The organism is uncultured Fibrobacter sp. (genome assembly GCF_947166265.1).
Taxonomy (GTDB): domain Bacteria; phylum Fibrobacterota; class Fibrobacteria; order Fibrobacterales; family Fibrobacteraceae; genus Fibrobacter.
This window is the reverse complement of the sequence record NZ_CAMVDO010000002.1, coordinates 198,136-213,058: the sequence shown is the minus strand read 5'-3', so window position 1 is coordinate 213,058 and position 14,923 is coordinate 198,136. Positions and strand designations below refer to the sequence as shown.

Annotated in this window: 15 protein-coding genes and 2 pseudogenes; 15 read left to right on the top strand and 2 right to left on the bottom strand. The window is 46.1% G+C overall.

Going from position 1 to position 14,923, the window contains the following annotated elements:
* Window positions 1-18: 18 nt before the first annotated feature.
* Window positions 19-315: pseudogene (locus tag Q0W37_RS02135) on the top strand (ORF6N domain-containing protein); the annotation flags it as partial.
* Between the two features lie 23 nt (window positions 316-338).
* Here the strand turns inward: Q0W37_RS02135 and Q0W37_RS02130 are convergent.
* A complete protein-coding gene (locus Q0W37_RS02130; RefSeq protein ID WP_297698317.1) occupies window positions 339-1,733 on the bottom strand; it encodes an IS3 family transposase in 1,395 nt (464 codons plus the stop codon).
* Between the two features lie 121 nt (window positions 1,734-1,854).
* On the opposite strand from Q0W37_RS02130, the gene Q0W37_RS02125 reads away from it, so the two are divergent.
* From Q0W37_RS02125 to Q0W37_RS02095, 7 genes and pseudogenes are all read left to right on the top strand, one after another.
* Entirely contained in the window at window positions 1,855-2,565 is a 711-nt protein-coding gene (locus Q0W37_RS02125; RefSeq protein WP_297698315.1) for a hypothetical protein, read from the top strand.
* 66 nt (window positions 2,566-2,631) lie between these two features.
* Window positions 2,632-3,279, top strand: a complete 648-nt coding sequence (locus Q0W37_RS02120; RefSeq protein WP_297698313.1) for a hypothetical protein — start codon at window positions 2,632-2,634, stop codon at window positions 3,277-3,279.
* A 37-nt stretch (window positions 3,280-3,316) separates the two neighbouring features.
* Window positions 3,317-3,829, top strand: a pseudogene (locus Q0W37_RS02115) (type II toxin-antitoxin system death-on-curing family toxin); the annotation flags it as partial.
* A 2-nt stretch (window positions 3,830-3,831) separates the two neighbouring features.
* Window positions 3,832-4,578, top strand: coding sequence for a metallophosphoesterase (locus Q0W37_RS02110; protein ID WP_297698310.1), 747 nt, complete (start codon window positions 3,832-3,834; stop codon window positions 4,576-4,578).
* Between the two features lie 72 nt (window positions 4,579-4,650).
* Complete coding sequence (locus Q0W37_RS02105) at window positions 4,651-5,370, top strand: hypothetical protein (RefSeq protein WP_297698308.1); 720 nt, start codon at window positions 4,651-4,653, stop codon at window positions 5,368-5,370.
* Between the two features lie 10 nt (window positions 5,371-5,380).
* A complete protein-coding gene (locus tag Q0W37_RS02100; protein WP_297698306.1) occupies window positions 5,381-5,875 on the top strand; it encodes a hypothetical protein in 495 nt (164 codons plus the stop codon).
* A 76-nt stretch (window positions 5,876-5,951) separates the two neighbouring features.
* Window positions 5,952-6,962 (top strand): WYL domain-containing protein, encoded by a 1,011-nt coding sequence (locus Q0W37_RS02095; RefSeq protein ID WP_297698304.1) that lies wholly within the window; start codon window positions 5,952-5,954, stop codon window positions 6,960-6,962.
* 27 nt (window positions 6,963-6,989) lie between these two features.
* Here Q0W37_RS02095 and Q0W37_RS02090 read toward each other — a convergent pair whose 3' ends face one another.
* Entirely contained in the window at window positions 6,990-7,451 is a 462-nt protein-coding gene (locus Q0W37_RS02090) for a hypothetical protein (protein ID WP_297698302.1), read from the bottom strand.
* Window positions 7,452-7,462: 11 nt separating this feature from the next.
* On the opposite strand from Q0W37_RS02090, the gene Q0W37_RS02085 reads away from it, so the two are divergent.
* The 7 genes from Q0W37_RS02085 (at window position 7,463) to Q0W37_RS02055 (ending at window position 14,900) form a co-directional block, all read left to right on the top strand.
* Window positions 7,463-8,542, top strand: a complete 1,080-nt coding sequence (locus Q0W37_RS02085; RefSeq protein ID WP_297698300.1) for an ORF6N domain-containing protein — start codon at window positions 7,463-7,465, stop codon at window positions 8,540-8,542.
* A 178-nt stretch (window positions 8,543-8,720) separates the two neighbouring features.
* On the top strand, window positions 8,721-10,019 hold the full coding sequence (locus Q0W37_RS02080) for a BspA family leucine-rich repeat surface protein (RefSeq protein ID WP_367186221.1): 1,299 nt from the start codon (window positions 8,721-8,723) through the stop codon (window positions 10,017-10,019).
* 219 nt (window positions 10,020-10,238) lie between these two features.
* Complete coding sequence (locus tag Q0W37_RS02075) at window positions 10,239-10,973, top strand: hypothetical protein (protein WP_297698298.1); 735 nt, start codon at window positions 10,239-10,241, stop codon at window positions 10,971-10,973.
* A gap of 16 nt (window positions 10,974-10,989) precedes the next feature.
* Entirely contained in the window at window positions 10,990-11,649 is a 660-nt protein-coding gene (locus Q0W37_RS02070; RefSeq protein WP_297698296.1) for a hypothetical protein, read from the top strand.
* A gap of 94 nt (window positions 11,650-11,743) precedes the next feature.
* Complete coding sequence (locus tag Q0W37_RS02065; RefSeq protein ID WP_297698294.1) at window positions 11,744-12,463, top strand: hypothetical protein; 720 nt, start codon at window positions 11,744-11,746, stop codon at window positions 12,461-12,463.
* Between the two features lie 8 nt (window positions 12,464-12,471).
* Window positions 12,472-13,542 carry an AAA family ATPase gene (locus tag Q0W37_RS02060; protein ID WP_297698292.1) on the top strand — a complete coding sequence of 357 codons (1,071 nt, stop codon included), beginning with the start codon at window positions 12,472-12,474 and terminating at the stop codon, window positions 13,540-13,542.
* A gap of 89 nt (window positions 13,543-13,631) precedes the next feature.
* A complete protein-coding gene (locus Q0W37_RS02055) occupies window positions 13,632-14,900 on the top strand; it encodes a VWA-like domain-containing protein (protein ID WP_297698290.1) in 1,269 nt (422 codons plus the stop codon).
* Window positions 14,901-14,923 lie beyond the last annotated feature (23 nt).

The window sequence follows — 14,923 nt, the reverse complement described above, 5'->3', positions numbered from 1 at the left end:
GTAGTTGCTGCCGCTGGAATGGCTGTGGTTAGTGAAGTTTCCGCTTCGGCGAAGTCTGAATTTTCCCTGATAGACGAGAGTCTGCTCAAGTCTCGAATATATACGATTCGAGGTGTTAAGGTTATGCTTGACGCCGATTTGGCGGAGATTTACGGGTATAGTACCAAGGCGTTCAATCAGCAGGTCAAAAATAATATTGAGCGTTTTGCGGATGATTTCCGATTCCAATTATCTAATAAAGAAATCGAAGAACTTTCAAGGTGCAAATTTTGCACCTTGAACACGGGATTAGAAAACAACGGCGTTTCAAGGTCAAAATTGGGGATGCGGACAATAATTTAGACAGATTGCTTGTCCAAATATAGTTTCCGGTAATCCGCTGGGCTCATTCCGTTGAGCCCGACCTTTATCCGTTTCGAGCAAAACCATTCTAGATATTTTTCAAGCTCGGCCTTGAACTCTTCCTTGTCGACTTTTCTCCAATTTCTGCTGTAGAAGAACTCGTTCTTGAGTATACCGAAAAAGCCCTCGCAGGCTGCATTGTCGGGAGTGTAGCCCTTCCTTGACATGGATCGTGTCAGTCCGTACTTTTTCATCCTCTCGATCCATCCGGGCCATCTGTAATGACTCCCTCTGTCCGTATGGATAATCGGGGCTTCGCCCTCATGGAGTGTCGCGACGGCCTTGTCCAGCATCTCGTCGACTAGAGTCGCGTCAGGGGACTCCCCGATTGTCCAGCACACAGGCGCCCCGTCGAAGCAGTCGATAATTGGCGATAGGTACACCTTGCCGTCGTGCAGCGGGAACTCCGTTATGTCTGTCAGCCATTTTTGATTGGGGGCGTCGGCGTGAAAATTACGGTTGAGGATATTGGGAACGGCGGGCGTAATCTCGCCCTTGTACGAACTGTACTTCAGCTTCTTGGGCTTGTAGACAACGAGGTTGCCGAGTTTCATTGCGCGTCTGACAACCTTCTCGGAAACAGTCCTTCCGATCCTTGAAAGTTCGCTGTGGATTCGCCTGTAGCCGTAGGTCTTGTTGGACTCGTCGAATATGGGGACAAGTTCCTTGAGCAACTGACGATCCTTGTTGTTGCGGTCGTCCAGATGCTTTACGTTGTAATAATAGACGCTTCGAGACATTCCCAGCGCGAGCAGGATATCCCTTAATTCGTAGCGGTTGCGTAAGGCGTTGACGAGCTGTGTTTTTTCCCTGTTCCGAAGGGCAGACAGGTCAACGCCTGGGTCTTTTTTTATTATGTTCAGCGTCTCCTTCAGTATGTCAACTTCCAGCTGGAGACTTCGGATTTTCTCGTTCAGCGCCTTCGCGTCTTCAGAAGAAAGATCCTTTTCTTTCGCCTGCTTCCGCTTCGTTGGTCTTGGTTTGTTCTGCAGTCCCATAAGTCCGTACTTTTTATAGCTCTGATACCAATAATAGATACTTGCGTACGTATATCCAATATCCTTGGCGACAGAAATCATCGGTTCGCCCATTTCGTAGCATCTGTGGATGGCCTCGAGCTTAATCATGAGAGGGGCATGTGCCGGATGCTCTGGGGTGTTTATGATCTTATGATGCTTTTTTCTTTCCTGACGTGGTTGGCCTTCCCTCTTTATCCACTTGTACAACTGTTTTGTCGATGGATAACCGAGTTCTCTTACAACCTTTGTCGCTGACTTTAAATCATGGAATTTTTCCAACGCCTTGGCGATTTGTTCTTCAGTAAAGTACATGATGCGTCCTCAAGTTGTGTCCAACTATTCGTCCGCATCCCCATTTTTGACCTTGAACAAAGGCTCTCGCGGATCTAATATCAAGTATGCCCCCTTTGCTTTTACAGAACAAGGCATTTATATGCTTATGACTGTGTTGAAAGGTGATTTGGCGATACAACAAAGTATGGCGCTCATCCGTCTTTTCAAACGGCTGAAAGATTATGCCGTTTCGGAGGGCTTGCTGCTCAGTGGTTCAGAAGTCACTCCGCTGGCGTTGCAAACAGCCCAAAACACAAGGGATGTTGCCGCTGTATCGACGGACGTCAAGATCCTTTCTGGAGAAGTTCATGAGATGCGGGGCGAATTCAGCAAGATGAATGCGGATTTGCAGAAGGTCATGGATAATTTCATCGATCCGTCGACTTACAAGCATTTCTTGATTCTGAATGGTCGCAAGCTGGAAGCTGATATCGCGTACACGCAGATTTATGGCATGGCGAAGAAGTCCATCTTGATCATTGACGATTATGTGGGGGTCAAAACACTAGATTTGTTGCGTGAAATTGCCAAGAACGTTTCTGTAACGATTTACAGCGATGGGCGCGGTTTTGAGACGCTGACGGAACAGATGCAGAAGGATTTTTTGAAGGCGCGGCCCGATGTTTCGCTAAAAATGAAAACGACGAACGGAATATTTCACGACCGCTATATTTTTCTGGATTATGGTTCAAAGGGTGAAAAATTGTTCCACTGCGGCGCTTCTTCCAAGGATGCCGGCAATAAAATTACCACCATTATGCAGGTAGAATGCACGGAAATTTACCATGCGATGATTGATATGCTGGAATGAGACTGATTTTATGAGTCAGTAATTGTCGCATAGCCTATGTATATTATCGGCAGACAAGGAACCGATATGAGATATAGGCACGAATTGGACTATTCTATTGTAGAAAAAATCGCAAGATATTTTGAGCAGTTCGAATGTGCGGTGGTTTGCAAATTCCCTGACCGTATCGAGGCTATGGGCTATGGTGTCTATAGCAAAATTCGGGAGTATACAGAAAGCGGGGAATACAAAAATTCCGGCTTTGTACCGCAGACGTACCGGCAGGATTGGGACCGCAAACTATATGCTGTGGCCCTCAAGTTGCGCTATGCCGTAGCGATAGGTGATAATTGCTATGTCTTTATCAACACGGGCTGTAAGCCGGATTTTTTCAAAAATGTGCAGAAACTTGCCAAGGCATTCAATCAGGAATCTGTAATCGTCAAGGATGCGGGTTCTCAAGAAGCATACAAACTGGGTGTCGGTTTTGATGTCGAGCAGCGAGAGCCTTCTGGGTCGTTTATGGATAATATTCCGCTGGTCGAAATTTTGCAGCGAGCTTTTAGCCCATTGGGAATGCCTCTGAACTTTAAAGACGTGGACTTGCAGAAAATGACCTGCATAGATACTTGGGCAGGGTACAATAATATGGGCAAGTACATGATTTCGCAGATTGCCCAGAAGATTATGGAAGAACTTGGAATTGAACCTAACGCGGCTCAGAAAAATGCCTAAAAAAGGAAACTATATGCAGAACGAAAAATTTGATAAAGATACGCAGTCGCTGGTTTATGTGGTGACGGATTACGCCTTTGCGCTCGATACGCTTGATGATTACGACCACCAGAGACTTGTGCTTCGAAAAAGTACGGCCGCAGAAAAGTTCCATGCGACTTATGAGAATGCAATGGCGGCAATTCAGGGACTCAAGGAAAAGTTCGGTGGTAGCGAATTGTTCGGGCACGAGAAGGACGAATCCTTCAAGAGCAGTATCGGGCAGATTTACCAGACCTTTGGCGGTGTGGAGCTTTACCCGAGCGTTGAGCAGAAGGCTGCGATGCTCCTTTACCTCGTTACGAAGAATCATTCATTCAGTGATGGTAACAAGCGCATTGCGGCGACGCTCTTTTTGTGGTTTTTGCTGAATAATGGCATCTTGTACAAGGATGACGGTTCCAAGCGAATCGCCGATGCGACACTCGTGACTATGACGCTGATGATTGCGGAGAGCCGTCCCGAAGACATGGAAATGATGGTGAAGGTCGTGGTGAACCTAATGGGGTGATTATGCGCAACGAACGACAACTATGGATATGCGGGGACATTCACGGCGAAATATCTGGGTTTGTCCGGAAAGCGGTGAATCGTGGGATATCGTGCGTTGATATCCTGGTTGTCGGTGATTTCGGTGCGGGTTTCGGTCGCCCGAAATCGATGGATGTCGCCTATGGCAAAGTGCGTGCGGCTCTAGAAAAAAATGACATTTGCATATACACGATTCGTGGCAATCACGACGATCCTGCATTTTTCGATGGTAAGCACGATTTTGAACGGTTGCATTTTCTGCCGGATTACTGCATAATTGAATTGTGCGGCAAGAGAATTTACCCCGTCGGTGGGGCAGTTTCTGCCGATATTGACATGGTTGACCCGCTGAGTCGAAAGTCGCGACGAATGATAAACGATTCCTTAATCAAGTTCGGCTCTTCCAAACGTGTCTGGTGGCCGGATGAGGCGCCTTCGACTGATTCGGCCCCTTCGACAAACTCAAGGACCTTATTTCCCGAAAGCGTTGATATTGTCGTGTCGCACGAGGCCCCGCTTTCTTTTGAACCGCCCCTTGTGCGGGCCGGTTATGTGCGAGATGAAACATGGCTAAAAATTGTCGAATCTCGCAAGTATCTGGATTATGTTTTGCAAATAGTCAATCCGACCTTGTGGTTTTACGGCCATTATCACTGCCATTATGAAGGTAATTGCCAAAATACGCTTTATCAATGCCTCGATATCGCGGAAATGACGCGGATTGTTTAAACCTATAATATGCGTCAGTAGCTGTCGCATAGCGTGTATATATTTACATTCGGCACTTAACAAGGAGCCGCGATGAATCGTAATATGTATATGATTGCTAGGCATACCGACTGGAAGGTTCTTGAGGATTTCTACAAGGGCGTTGAGGGCGGCTTGGAAAAAGTCGAGAGGATGAAGCGGTATTGCGACCTAAAAGATGACAAGGATACGATTGAGCCTTATTATGCATATAAAATGCGCTATGCAGAAGTGAATAAGGAATTCCTGTTTGATCGTTATAGAAAGCTGAACTCGAAATTTGTCTGGACCGAAGAAAACCTAGACAAGTTGATTCGGCTCGATCAGCACATCCGCAAGCTGGAATACGAAATGTACCAGAAGTTCGTCGAAATCAAGCGGAATCTGGACGGCCTCATTTCGCAGGGATTCGATGTTTACAAGGATTACCAGGTTACTGGCGAGATCAATTACGATGCGATGTACATCGACGACGATGAACACGAACAGAAATACGACTGGCTCTGCGGTTTGCTGCAAGATTATGCGGATATGCGTGCGCTCGATTGGTTTACCTTTGGCGATGGGCAAGAACCGGAAAATCCGCGCGATAACGAGAACTGCGTTTTCAAAGCATGGGGAAAATGGCTGAAATACGACTATTTCGTAAAAAACGGAATGACGAAGTTCCTGTGCCATTTGATGGATAATCTGCACCATAGTCTCTATTCTTACAGCGATATCGTGAATATGGACTTGAGGTGTTTTTATCTCAACTATGATATTTCTCTTTAGGGGGTAGATTATGTGGAGTAAAACAAGACAAATCTTGGAAAGCAGGCTTGCAGAGGGACTAAAGGGGCGCGTAAGCTACCATTACGATGTTTACCGAACAAAAGGGTGCAAGGAAAAACACGATTGGTGGACTGAAATGCATGTTCTGTCCATTGTCGTTGATGGTGAAGCTTGGTTTTGCACGAATCCGCAGTTTTATCGGCAATTTTTTCGTGACGGAGTTTACTGTTTTGAAGAAAAAAGCGATAATGAGATTATCCGTGAAACGGGATTAGTCGCAGGAGGTTTTTGGGAAACTCGCGCAATGGGCTATATTCATGAATATCTGACCGAACTTTCTATCGATCAGGCCATTAACAATGACAACTATTTCATTCGATTACTGGCGGTACTTGATGCCCGTTTAGGGAAACGTAAAGTCAAGACGCTTGTGGACAATGTCGAAAATGAACCGGAGTGGTTCAGAAAGTGGATTTTGTTGAGGAATGGAGAAAAGTTTAAATAAAAGAATAAATAAGACTATACGACGCTATTTGTCATATTTTATATATATTTAGTGGAAAACAAATCCAGGAGAAAATATGGCAGATATGACTCGTGGCGAAAGGACGGTGCAACTCTTTGCGAAGGTGATTTCAAGCCCCGACAAGAAATTTACTGTTAGCGACTTGATGACATCGTTTGAGATTCCCGAAGGCGAACGTCGCAATGTTCAACGTGATATGCGTTTCCTCTCGGAGATGGATGGCGGACGCTACATCGCCGTAGAAACGGTGGGGCGCACGGCATACTATACCTCGGCGCTTCACAATGCAGAAAGATTGCTGTTCCCGAACTTCGAAAATACGATGTTGCATTTCGTGTTCCTGAAACGCATCGCGAATATCTATCCGGCCACTAGCGAAATCGTTTCGCAACTCTTAGAGCGCATTGAAAAGAGCTTGCCGCACAGCGAGCAAAAATCGCTCCAAATACTCGGCAAAGCGTTGAATACCAAAATTCTTTTTATGGGTGCTCCTCCGGATTTTGAAGAAGACTCCAGCGAAAAAATCCGGATTATTTTGCAGGCCATTCACGAACATCGTAAAATCGATGTGACCTACAAAACGGAAGAAGGCGAAAGACAATCGGTTCGAATTCCGCTAATGATCATCATCTACGAAGACGACCTTTATGTAGGCTGTCAACGGCAGGACGGCGATACCTATACGCTCAAGTTCCGCCGAATCAAGAACGTCAAGCTTTCGAAAGAACCGTTTGTCGAAGATCCAAAGGTTCTTGACAAGCTCCGCAGGCAGGTGGTGTCCGGAGCTGCATTTATGGGGAGTCAGGAACCGAAACTTGAAGATATAGAGATTGAGTTCAAAAGTCGGACAATTCTCTATCTCGAAGAAAACCCGTTTAACCGTTCTATGAAAATTGGCAAGCCGAAGAACGGAAAAGTTACGGTGAAATTGAAAGCCGAAGTGAATCAACTCCTGTTCAACTGGATTGTTTCTTTTACGGATTCCGCCCGCGTCATAAAGCCCGTCTCTTTACGTAATAGTCTTAAGGACTATGCGAAATACCTGCTGGATAACTACGGCGAATAATTTTATTTGTCGTTTTTAAAATTTCAACTAAGTAAAGGCGTTAATTTTTTTAACCAGCTGGTTAAGCCAATTGGGCTGAACCATAGTTGATTTTGAAAGAATTGTTTCCAAATCCACAAAGAAAACCTTAATGTGAATTTGTTTGCCGTCAATCAGGTTTCTATTGGAACCGTAAAATTCTATTGCGCCCCGGTTTTTCATTTCGGCATTTAATGGATATAGGAGGAATATTTCCGGTGTATGGTATTCATGCGCGTATCCATACATCTGGTACATATCCGATTGGGATATCCCGTAATTTGGCTTGTTGGAATCTAGGGATTTCCATTTCGTATCAAGTATTACGGTGCGGTCACTAGAGCGTACGACAATGTCGGGCTTGAGTCCAAAATAATTTATGCCGGACCAGTCGCTTTTTGCATTAAACAAGTAATACTTTTTGTCTTGTAAGGAAACTTTCCATGGTGTGGGGTACGAGTTATTTTCCATTGCTTGCTTGAATGATGAAAAAAGTTGTTGCGACCGCCGAAAAGGCTGCTGTTAGCGAAGTTTCTGCTTCGGCGAAGTCTGATTTTCCCCTGATAGACGAAAATCTGCTCAAGTCACGGATATATATTATCCGCGGTAAGCAGGTTATGCTTGATCGCGATTTGGCAATGCTCTATGGGGTAGAAACGAAGGTCCTGAACCAGGCGGTAAAAAGGAATTTGGAACGATTTCCTGAAAGGAATTGTTTTCAGCTAAATCGTGACGAAATGCCAGATTCTTTAAAGTCACAAATTGTGACTTTAAACGAAAGCGGTAATAAGCGCGGACTACATATCAAGAAGTTGCCTTTTGCGTTTGCAGAACAAGGGGGCGCTATGTTGGCTTCAGTTCTTCGAAGTGAAACTGCAGTTCGTGTTTCTCTTCAGATTATGGATGCTTTTGTTGAAATGCGGCATTTTCTCGCATCAAACAGAAATCTTCTTGGTTCTAACGAGTTAGTTGGTCTTTCTTTGGCGACTGCCCAAAACACAAGGGATATCTCCGCTGTATCCTCGGATGTCAAGGCGCTTTCTGGCGAAGTTCATGAGATGCGGGGTGAATTCAGCAAGATGAATGCGGATCTCCAGACGGTCATGGACAATTTCATTGATCCATCGACTTACAAGCATTTTTTGATTCTGAATGGCCGTAAGTTGGAAGCGGATATCGCGTATACGCAGATTTACGGCATGGCGAAGAAGTCCATTATGATTATTGATGACTATGTGGGTGTAAAGACGCTGGACCTGTTGCGTGAAATTGCCAAGGATGTTTCCGTAAAGATTTTCAGCGATGGACGCGGTTTTGAAACGCTGACGGAACAGATGCGGAAGGATTTTCTTGCGGTGCGTCCCGATGTGAAACTAGTCATAAACGAGACAAATGGCAAATTCCACGACCGCTACATTTTCTTGGATTATGGGCTGGCTGGCGAAAAATTGTTCCATTGTGGTGCGTCTTCAAAAGATGCTGGCAACAAGATTACCACCATTATGCAGATCGAATGTTCGCTGGCGTATCACAGCATTATTGCGATGCTGGAAAAGAAGTAAATAGAATCATATCGATCTGCCGTGAAGTTGATGGTTACACTGCCGTACTATATGGCAATGTTTCTAGAGTAACCGCTCTATGTACATGCGGATATTATTCCCCAAAACGTGCTTTCTTGTGATTTTTTCTCAAAAATGATGTTTTTTTAGAGGTGAATATATATAGGAGAAAGTTCCCATGGAAAAGAAAGCCAAAATGCCAAAGGTTGTAACAGTGCCAAAAAGTGCGCTAACCAAAGCGCTTAAAGCTACTGCTAAAAGTGCTAATGCGAAAAGAACACGCAAGGCTCCCGCAAAGGTCGTTGCTCAAAATGGGGATCATCTCAGGGTTCTCGTTGAAGAGGCTATAAAAAAATATGGCTTTGAATGTGATCTGAATTTTATTGATGTGTCCCAAGTGAAAGATATGTCAACCTTGTTCGATGAAATGCGACTTTCAGGAGCTTTTAATGGTGACATCAGCAAATGGAACGTTTCAAAAGTTAAAGATATGGCGTACATGTTTAGTGGCTCTCAATTCAATGGCGATATCAGCGAATGGGATGTGTCTAATGTATTGTTCATGAAGGGGATGTTCCAGAATTCTCAATTTAATCATGACATTAGCAATTGGACTTTGCATCCTAGGGTCATGACAACAGATATGTTTAAAAATTCTGCTTACAGCTTTGGTAAGCCGAGTAGCAAAAAGAAAAAGACAAAAACGGCTTCCTCAAGTTCTAAGAGTCCTGCAAAGGATAAAGTCGCTTCTGCACCCCAAAAAATGACTGTTGCCAAGGACAAACAACATCTGCAAAGTCTAATCAAATCGCGAATTAAGTCCAGAGGCTATGATTGCGATCTGAACGACATTGATGTTTCTAAGGTGACTGATATGTCAGAATTGTTTGCTGCTAATGACAGAAGGAATGATAGCAGAATTTTAGATTCCTTTAATGGTGACATCAGTAAGTGGGACGTATCTAATGTGACCAACATGTATCGCATGTTCAGGGGGTCACGATTCAAGGGTGATATCAGTAAATGGAATGTATCCAAGGTAACGGATATGACTGGCATGTTCGCCCAATCGGAATTCAAGGGTGATATCAGCGAATGGAACGTGTCCAACGTAACAAAAATGCCTTATATGTTCTACAGCGCAAAATTCAACGGCGACATCAGCAAGTGGAATGTATCTAAAGTCGAGGACATGTATGCCATGTTCGAGAATTCTAAATTCAATGGCAACATCAGTAAGTGGAATGTTTCCAACGTGACGAGAATGATACACATGTTCATGGATTCTCAATTTGACGGGGACATTAGCAAGTGGAACGTGTCCAAAGTCAAGGATATGAGAAGTATGTTCTTCAGATCCAAATTTAGCGGCAATATAAGCAAGTGGAACGTGTCTAGTGATACGTGGATGGACGATATGTTCGAAAAATCCGCATTGAAAAAACTGGGCAAACTCCCCAAGTGGTACAAAAAGTAATCTATCGAAAACCTACAAAAAAACGGCTGTTTCACAAAATAGAATAGGATTGTCAAAATTTTTTTGACAATCCTTTTACAAAATCTCCTTGTCTTCCGATAATATTTATGCGCATATTGATATGTATGCATAAACAAGGTCGCCAGAGGAGACGAAAAGTGGTAAAAAGCGGCATTTTTCGTCAAAATGGTGGTAAAAAAGGCAAAAAAGGAGATTTTTATGTCCCAAATCATTAGAGAAGGGTTTGCGCAGTTCTGCAAGCGCCAGAAGGCAGGCTTGCTCCTTGTCGGAGAAATCCAGAAACAAGAAAAGAAGGACCAGGAGGCACTCCTCGATGTCCAGGAAAAGCGGTTCGAACGCAAGTACAACCTGTTCTACGAGAACCTTGACCTCATCATGAGGCATAAGGATGAAATCATCGCGACGCCCCGCTATGCGAACATTGATGCCCATTACCTGCTGGAGGGCGGCGGCTGCTATGTCGGCAGGCTCTGCACCTCAAGGCGGATCAACATCGCGGGGACGCTTATCACGTTCAATCTCAAGCTGGGTACCTTGCTCAAAATCTGGGAAACAGGCCAGTTCCGCGTCGCGTGCCGGTGCGGGGAGACTGCTGTTATTCGGCGCTTTGTCGGGTCCCCGCTTTCGGGCGGGTCGAACGCATCGGCGATATGCCCCAAGTGCAAGGCGGAAATCCATGTCAAGAACCGTAGTTTCGGCAAGTACCACTTCTTTGCGGCGGGAAAGCTGAACGAGGATATCGAAATGGTGGTGAAGAATCTTATCGCCAAGTGGACCGTTGCCGAAGTGGAATACCAGAAGAAGGTTGCCGAGGGTAATTGGCTAGACCCGAAGATTGCGAGTGATTTCAAGGGCGACGGTGAAGTCTGCAATATCGAGACTCTGCTGCAGGAATTTTGGCAGAAGGAACTCGAAGAGGCAATAAAGGCTTAAAAACGGAGGTCTAATTATGGCTGTAAAGATACAGGAAGGTTTTGCGCTGTTTAGCAGGCGTATGGATGCGAAGGCGTACATCGAGGGCGAAGACGAATCCCTCGACAATATGGAATCGCAAAAGATTTTTGAGATAAACAAGGAACGCGACGAGCGTAAGCGCAAGTTGCTGTTTGACAATCTCGACTTGATCATGCGACACCGTGACGAAATCATGAATACGCCTCGGTATGCAAAGATCGATGCGCATTATGCGTTGCGTGGTGGAGGTGCCTACATCGGCCCGATTGCGATGCGAAGGAAATTCTGTGCCGCGGGGGTTCCTGTTACGGTCAATATCACGCTGGGTGCGCTTCTCGGCATTTGGGATATGGCGACGTACAAGGTGGATTGCAGTTGCGGGAATACCGCCTACATTCGCTCCTTCGGTGGTTCGCCGCTTACGGGAATGAGTGTCGCCGGAGCCGTTTGTCCGCATTGCAAGAACGAAATTCACGGAATCCGGAGCAGACCCTTTGGTGACTATGTTCGGCAAGTGCGGAATGCCCTCGACAGCGAAGAAGCTGCGGTCTCGCAGGCTTTTACTTCGGGGGTTTTCGGCAAGGTGAACGAACTCTGCAGCCTGGAAAAGATGATTTCGGAATTGAAACTGCGGGAGTATCAGGAAAGGCAGTAAATGACATTATTTGTCGTTCTTAGCGTCGATGCTGTTTGCGTCGTTATTTGTCGCAAGTGAATGCTATATTATAGAGTGAAAAAGGAAGGACTGTATGTTTTTTAAAAAGCAAACTTTTGAACAGGAGGCCCGCAAGTACTGGGAAAAACTGGTGCGCGGGATTCTTGTTCCCGGAGAGCGAGGGTGTGCGCCTTCCGAGGGGGAGGTCCTTGGCATGTATAACGACATGAAAACGAGACATCCAGATTGCAATTGCAATATATTGCGGTCGGGGAAAGGGAAAATTGTCCAGCCGGGCGACAAAATAAGCGGAATCAGGATTGTCTTTTCGCTAGATGCGGGGGCATCTGTTGAATTTGTTCTGGCGTCTTCGCTGTATTATGTGCATTTTAACACCGATGGCGTCGCCCCTTTCTCTCATCAGGTCGACACCTGCGACTTATCGCGGACTATGAAAAACATAGAGGATTTCGTCAACAATTTTCCTGCGCATCTTGTTGCGCTCGAAAAGAAGAAAATCGAATTTGAGAAGAACGCCAAGCTTAAGGAAATGGCGAGGTTGAGCCTGAAAACATGCGTTGCCCAGATGATGTCGCAATTGGGTTACGAATGGGATTTGGCGGATAGGGGAAAATATTTCTTGCTTCGGGTCGAATTGGCCCAGAAACGGATGGTAGAAATTTCGCTGAACGATAAAAATTTTGCAAAGCGAATCCCCATTATGCTCGAGATGCTCAAAAACATTGAACGTATGCTTGAAACGATGCCGTTCCCCGTGGACATTTCGATGACAAAGGAATTTTTGAAAAATTAGAGGTGGTTATGTCGGTAAAAATTAATGCGCGGGAACTGGAAAGTTTGTTGGCTGCAACTCCTGCATCGCAGAACATTATGCTCACGGGCAAACACGGAATCGGCAAATCGCAGATTCTGGAAAAGTTCTTTACGGCTCGCGGCGAACGCGTGGTGATTCTGTTTTTGGGGCAGATGAGCGATCCCGGCGACCTGATTGGGCTTCCGCGACTTGACGAGACGACAGGAAAAACTCTGTTTATGCCGCCATACTGGTTTCCGACCGACGGCAAGCCTGTGGTGCTGTTCTTGGATGAACTGAACCGCGCCCGTCCCGAGGTGTTGCAGACCATTATGGATTTGACGTTGAACCGTATGCTTGCGGGCCGTAAGTTGCCCGAAGGCTCGCGTGTGATTAGCGCGGTGAACGATGGCGAAGAATACCAGCTGACCGATTTGGATCCTGCTCTCGTGAGTCGCTTCAATATCTACGAATTCAAGCCCACCGTGCAGGAATGGCTGCTGTGGGCGTCGAAGGCGGGATTGGATAGCCGCGTAATCGATTTTATCTCTGAAAACCCGGAAATGCTTGACGGGGCCGCCTTTACTCGCGAGGACCAGGGACTCGAAAAGTCTCCCGACCGCCGCGGATGGGAACGCATGTCGAAGGTGCTGCAGAAGAACGAGGTGACTCCGCTTCTGAAAACGGTGATTGCAGGCATTGTCGGGATGCCTGCCGCTTCCAAGTTCTTTGCGGTAATTAATCAGAAACACTTGCCTAGCGCGAAGGAAATTCTGCTTGGCGATTTCGCGAAACAGAAGACAGCGCTTAAAAAGTGTATAACGCCGGAGCTTGCCGCCGTAAACGAATCGATTTTCCGCTTTATTGAGACGAAGGGCTATGACGAAAAGGATGCCGCGAAGGTCACGAAAAACTTTGCCGCTTATTTTGAATTCCTTTCGGGTGAAAAGTTCCGCGAGGCGCAGGCGCATTTTGTAAGCCAATATTCCTCTTCGCTGTATCCATCGACGATGTCATTTGTGATTATGCATTGTCCTGAATTGTACCAGAAAATTACGGCGTTTGTCAAGTCAATTTAAGGTCGGTGAGCATGCCGAACCGACTCTAGAGCGTAGCGACGCGGCAATCTCTACTTGAATTATGTAAAAATGGAATAATCGGTTACAATATGAGCGTTATAGAGCGGATTAGAAAAATTGGTGAACGGTGGTTCCTGACGGAACCGCTGTTGTTTGCGGTGTTTTGCAGTCACGAATTCCGCGAGAATGAGTCGCTGACCGTGCCAATGCGAACAGGAAACAGGAAGGTTGAATTCGTTCCCGAAATTTTGGCGAATGTAACGGATGCGGCGCTGACGGAATTTCTGAAAGTGGAGATGTTGCGCATTTTGCTCAAGCACCCGTATCAGCGGCAGCCTCCTTTTGCTGTGAAATCGTTACTGACGCGAGCGAGCAATGTCACGATTGCTGATGTATATGAGGTGTCGCGAGATGTAAAGGCTCAAATGAACGGCGCGGAGCTAGATTTGCCTAGCGGGCTGTGTTTCGAGGAGTATTACGCTCTGCTCAAGGAAATGTCGGTGCCGATGGGCGGGGCTTTGGGCGAGCATGACTCTTATAGTGAGGGTGATGCTGGCGAAGGCTGCGTCGGCGAGCTAGGAGAATGCGCCGCCGATGGCAAAGGTGGCGAGAATAATGGCGGCGTCTCTCGCGATGCTCAAACAAAGTCGAATGCGCAGGATGTACGAGATTCGCAGATTTCAGAACTTTGGAACGAAGATGAAGAGTCCTGTTGTGACATAAATGGATTTATCGAAGTTGCCGAAGCGGGTAACAAGTGGGGCTCCATTTCGGGTAAATTGCAGAGTATTATCAAGGCGAGCCTGAAAGTCGACATGGATTACCGCAAAATGTTGAGCCTGTTCAAGACTTCGGTCATTTCAAGTAAGCGTCGCCTTACGCGTATGCGCCCGAATCGTCGTTTCGGTTTTGATGCCATGGGTAGCCGCTACGAACTTTCGACGAACTTGCTGATTGCAGTTGATGTGAGCGGTTCCGTGACCGACAAAAGTCTATCCTTCTTTTTCTCGGTGATTAACCGACTTTTCAAATACGGCATTGAGAAATTGGATGTTTTGCAGTTCGATGCTAAAATTCAAGGCGAACCAGAACCGTTAAAAAAAGTATGCAAAACGGTGAAAGTCATGGGTCGCGGCGGTACAAGTTTTCAGCCTGCCGCCGACTACTACTGCGCACACCCTGAATATGACGGCCTCATCTACTTTAGCGACGGTTACGCTCCACCGCCAAAGTTCAATACCAAACGCCCCATCGATGTTCTGTGGGTGCTATGCGGCAAGTCCGCCTATGACGCCAACAGCAAATGGATCAAGGAACTGAAACGGAACCGAGTCACATACATCCCCAAAGGCGAATAGTTCCTGCATCGAATGCGTCTCTA

Excerpts from the sequence above, each read along its gene's own strand:
- Q0W37_RS02110 (WP_297698310.1), top strand. The coding sequence starts at position 3,832 with ATGCGCAACGAACGACAACTATGGATATGCGGGGACATTCACGGCGAA.
- Q0W37_RS02085 (WP_297698300.1), top strand. The coding sequence starts at position 7,463 with ATGATGAAAAAAGTTGTTGCGACCGCCGAAAAGGCTGCTGTTAGCGAA.
- Q0W37_RS02120 (WP_297698313.1), top strand. The coding sequence starts at position 2,632 with ATGAGATATAGGCACGAATTGGACTATTCTATTGTAGAAAAAATCGCA.
- Q0W37_RS02105 (WP_297698308.1), top strand. The coding sequence starts at position 4,651 with ATGAATCGTAATATGTATATGATTGCTAGGCATACCGACTGGAAGGTT.
- Q0W37_RS02130 (WP_297698317.1), bottom strand. The coding sequence starts at position 1,733 with ATGTACTTTACTGAAGAACAAATCGCCAAGGCGTTGGAAAAATTCCAT.
- Q0W37_RS02095 (WP_297698304.1), top strand. The coding sequence starts at position 5,952 with ATGGCAGATATGACTCGTGGCGAAAGGACGGTGCAACTCTTTGCGAAG.
- Q0W37_RS02070 (WP_297698296.1), top strand. The coding sequence starts at position 10,990 with ATGGCTGTAAAGATACAGGAAGGTTTTGCGCTGTTTAGCAGGCGTATG.
- Q0W37_RS02060 (WP_297698292.1), top strand. The coding sequence starts at position 12,472 with ATGTCGGTAAAAATTAATGCGCGGGAACTGGAAAGTTTGTTGGCTGCA.
- Q0W37_RS02075 (WP_297698298.1), top strand. The coding sequence starts at position 10,239 with ATGTCCCAAATCATTAGAGAAGGGTTTGCGCAGTTCTGCAAGCGCCAG.
- Q0W37_RS02080 (WP_367186221.1), top strand. The coding sequence starts at position 8,721 with ATGGAAAAGAAAGCCAAAATGCCAAAGGTTGTAACAGTGCCAAAAAGT.
- Q0W37_RS02090 (WP_297698302.1), bottom strand. The coding sequence starts at position 7,451 with ATGGAAAATAACTCGTACCCCACACCATGGAAAGTTTCCTTACAAGAC.
- Q0W37_RS02125 (WP_297698315.1), top strand. The coding sequence starts at position 1,855 with ATGCTTATGACTGTGTTGAAAGGTGATTTGGCGATACAACAAAGTATG.
- Q0W37_RS02055 (WP_297698290.1), top strand. The coding sequence starts at position 13,632 with ATGAGCGTTATAGAGCGGATTAGAAAAATTGGTGAACGGTGGTTCCTG.
- Q0W37_RS02065 (WP_297698294.1), top strand. The coding sequence starts at position 11,744 with ATGTTTTTTAAAAAGCAAACTTTTGAACAGGAGGCCCGCAAGTACTGG.
- Q0W37_RS02100 (WP_297698306.1), top strand. The coding sequence starts at position 5,381 with ATGTGGAGTAAAACAAGACAAATCTTGGAAAGCAGGCTTGCAGAGGGA.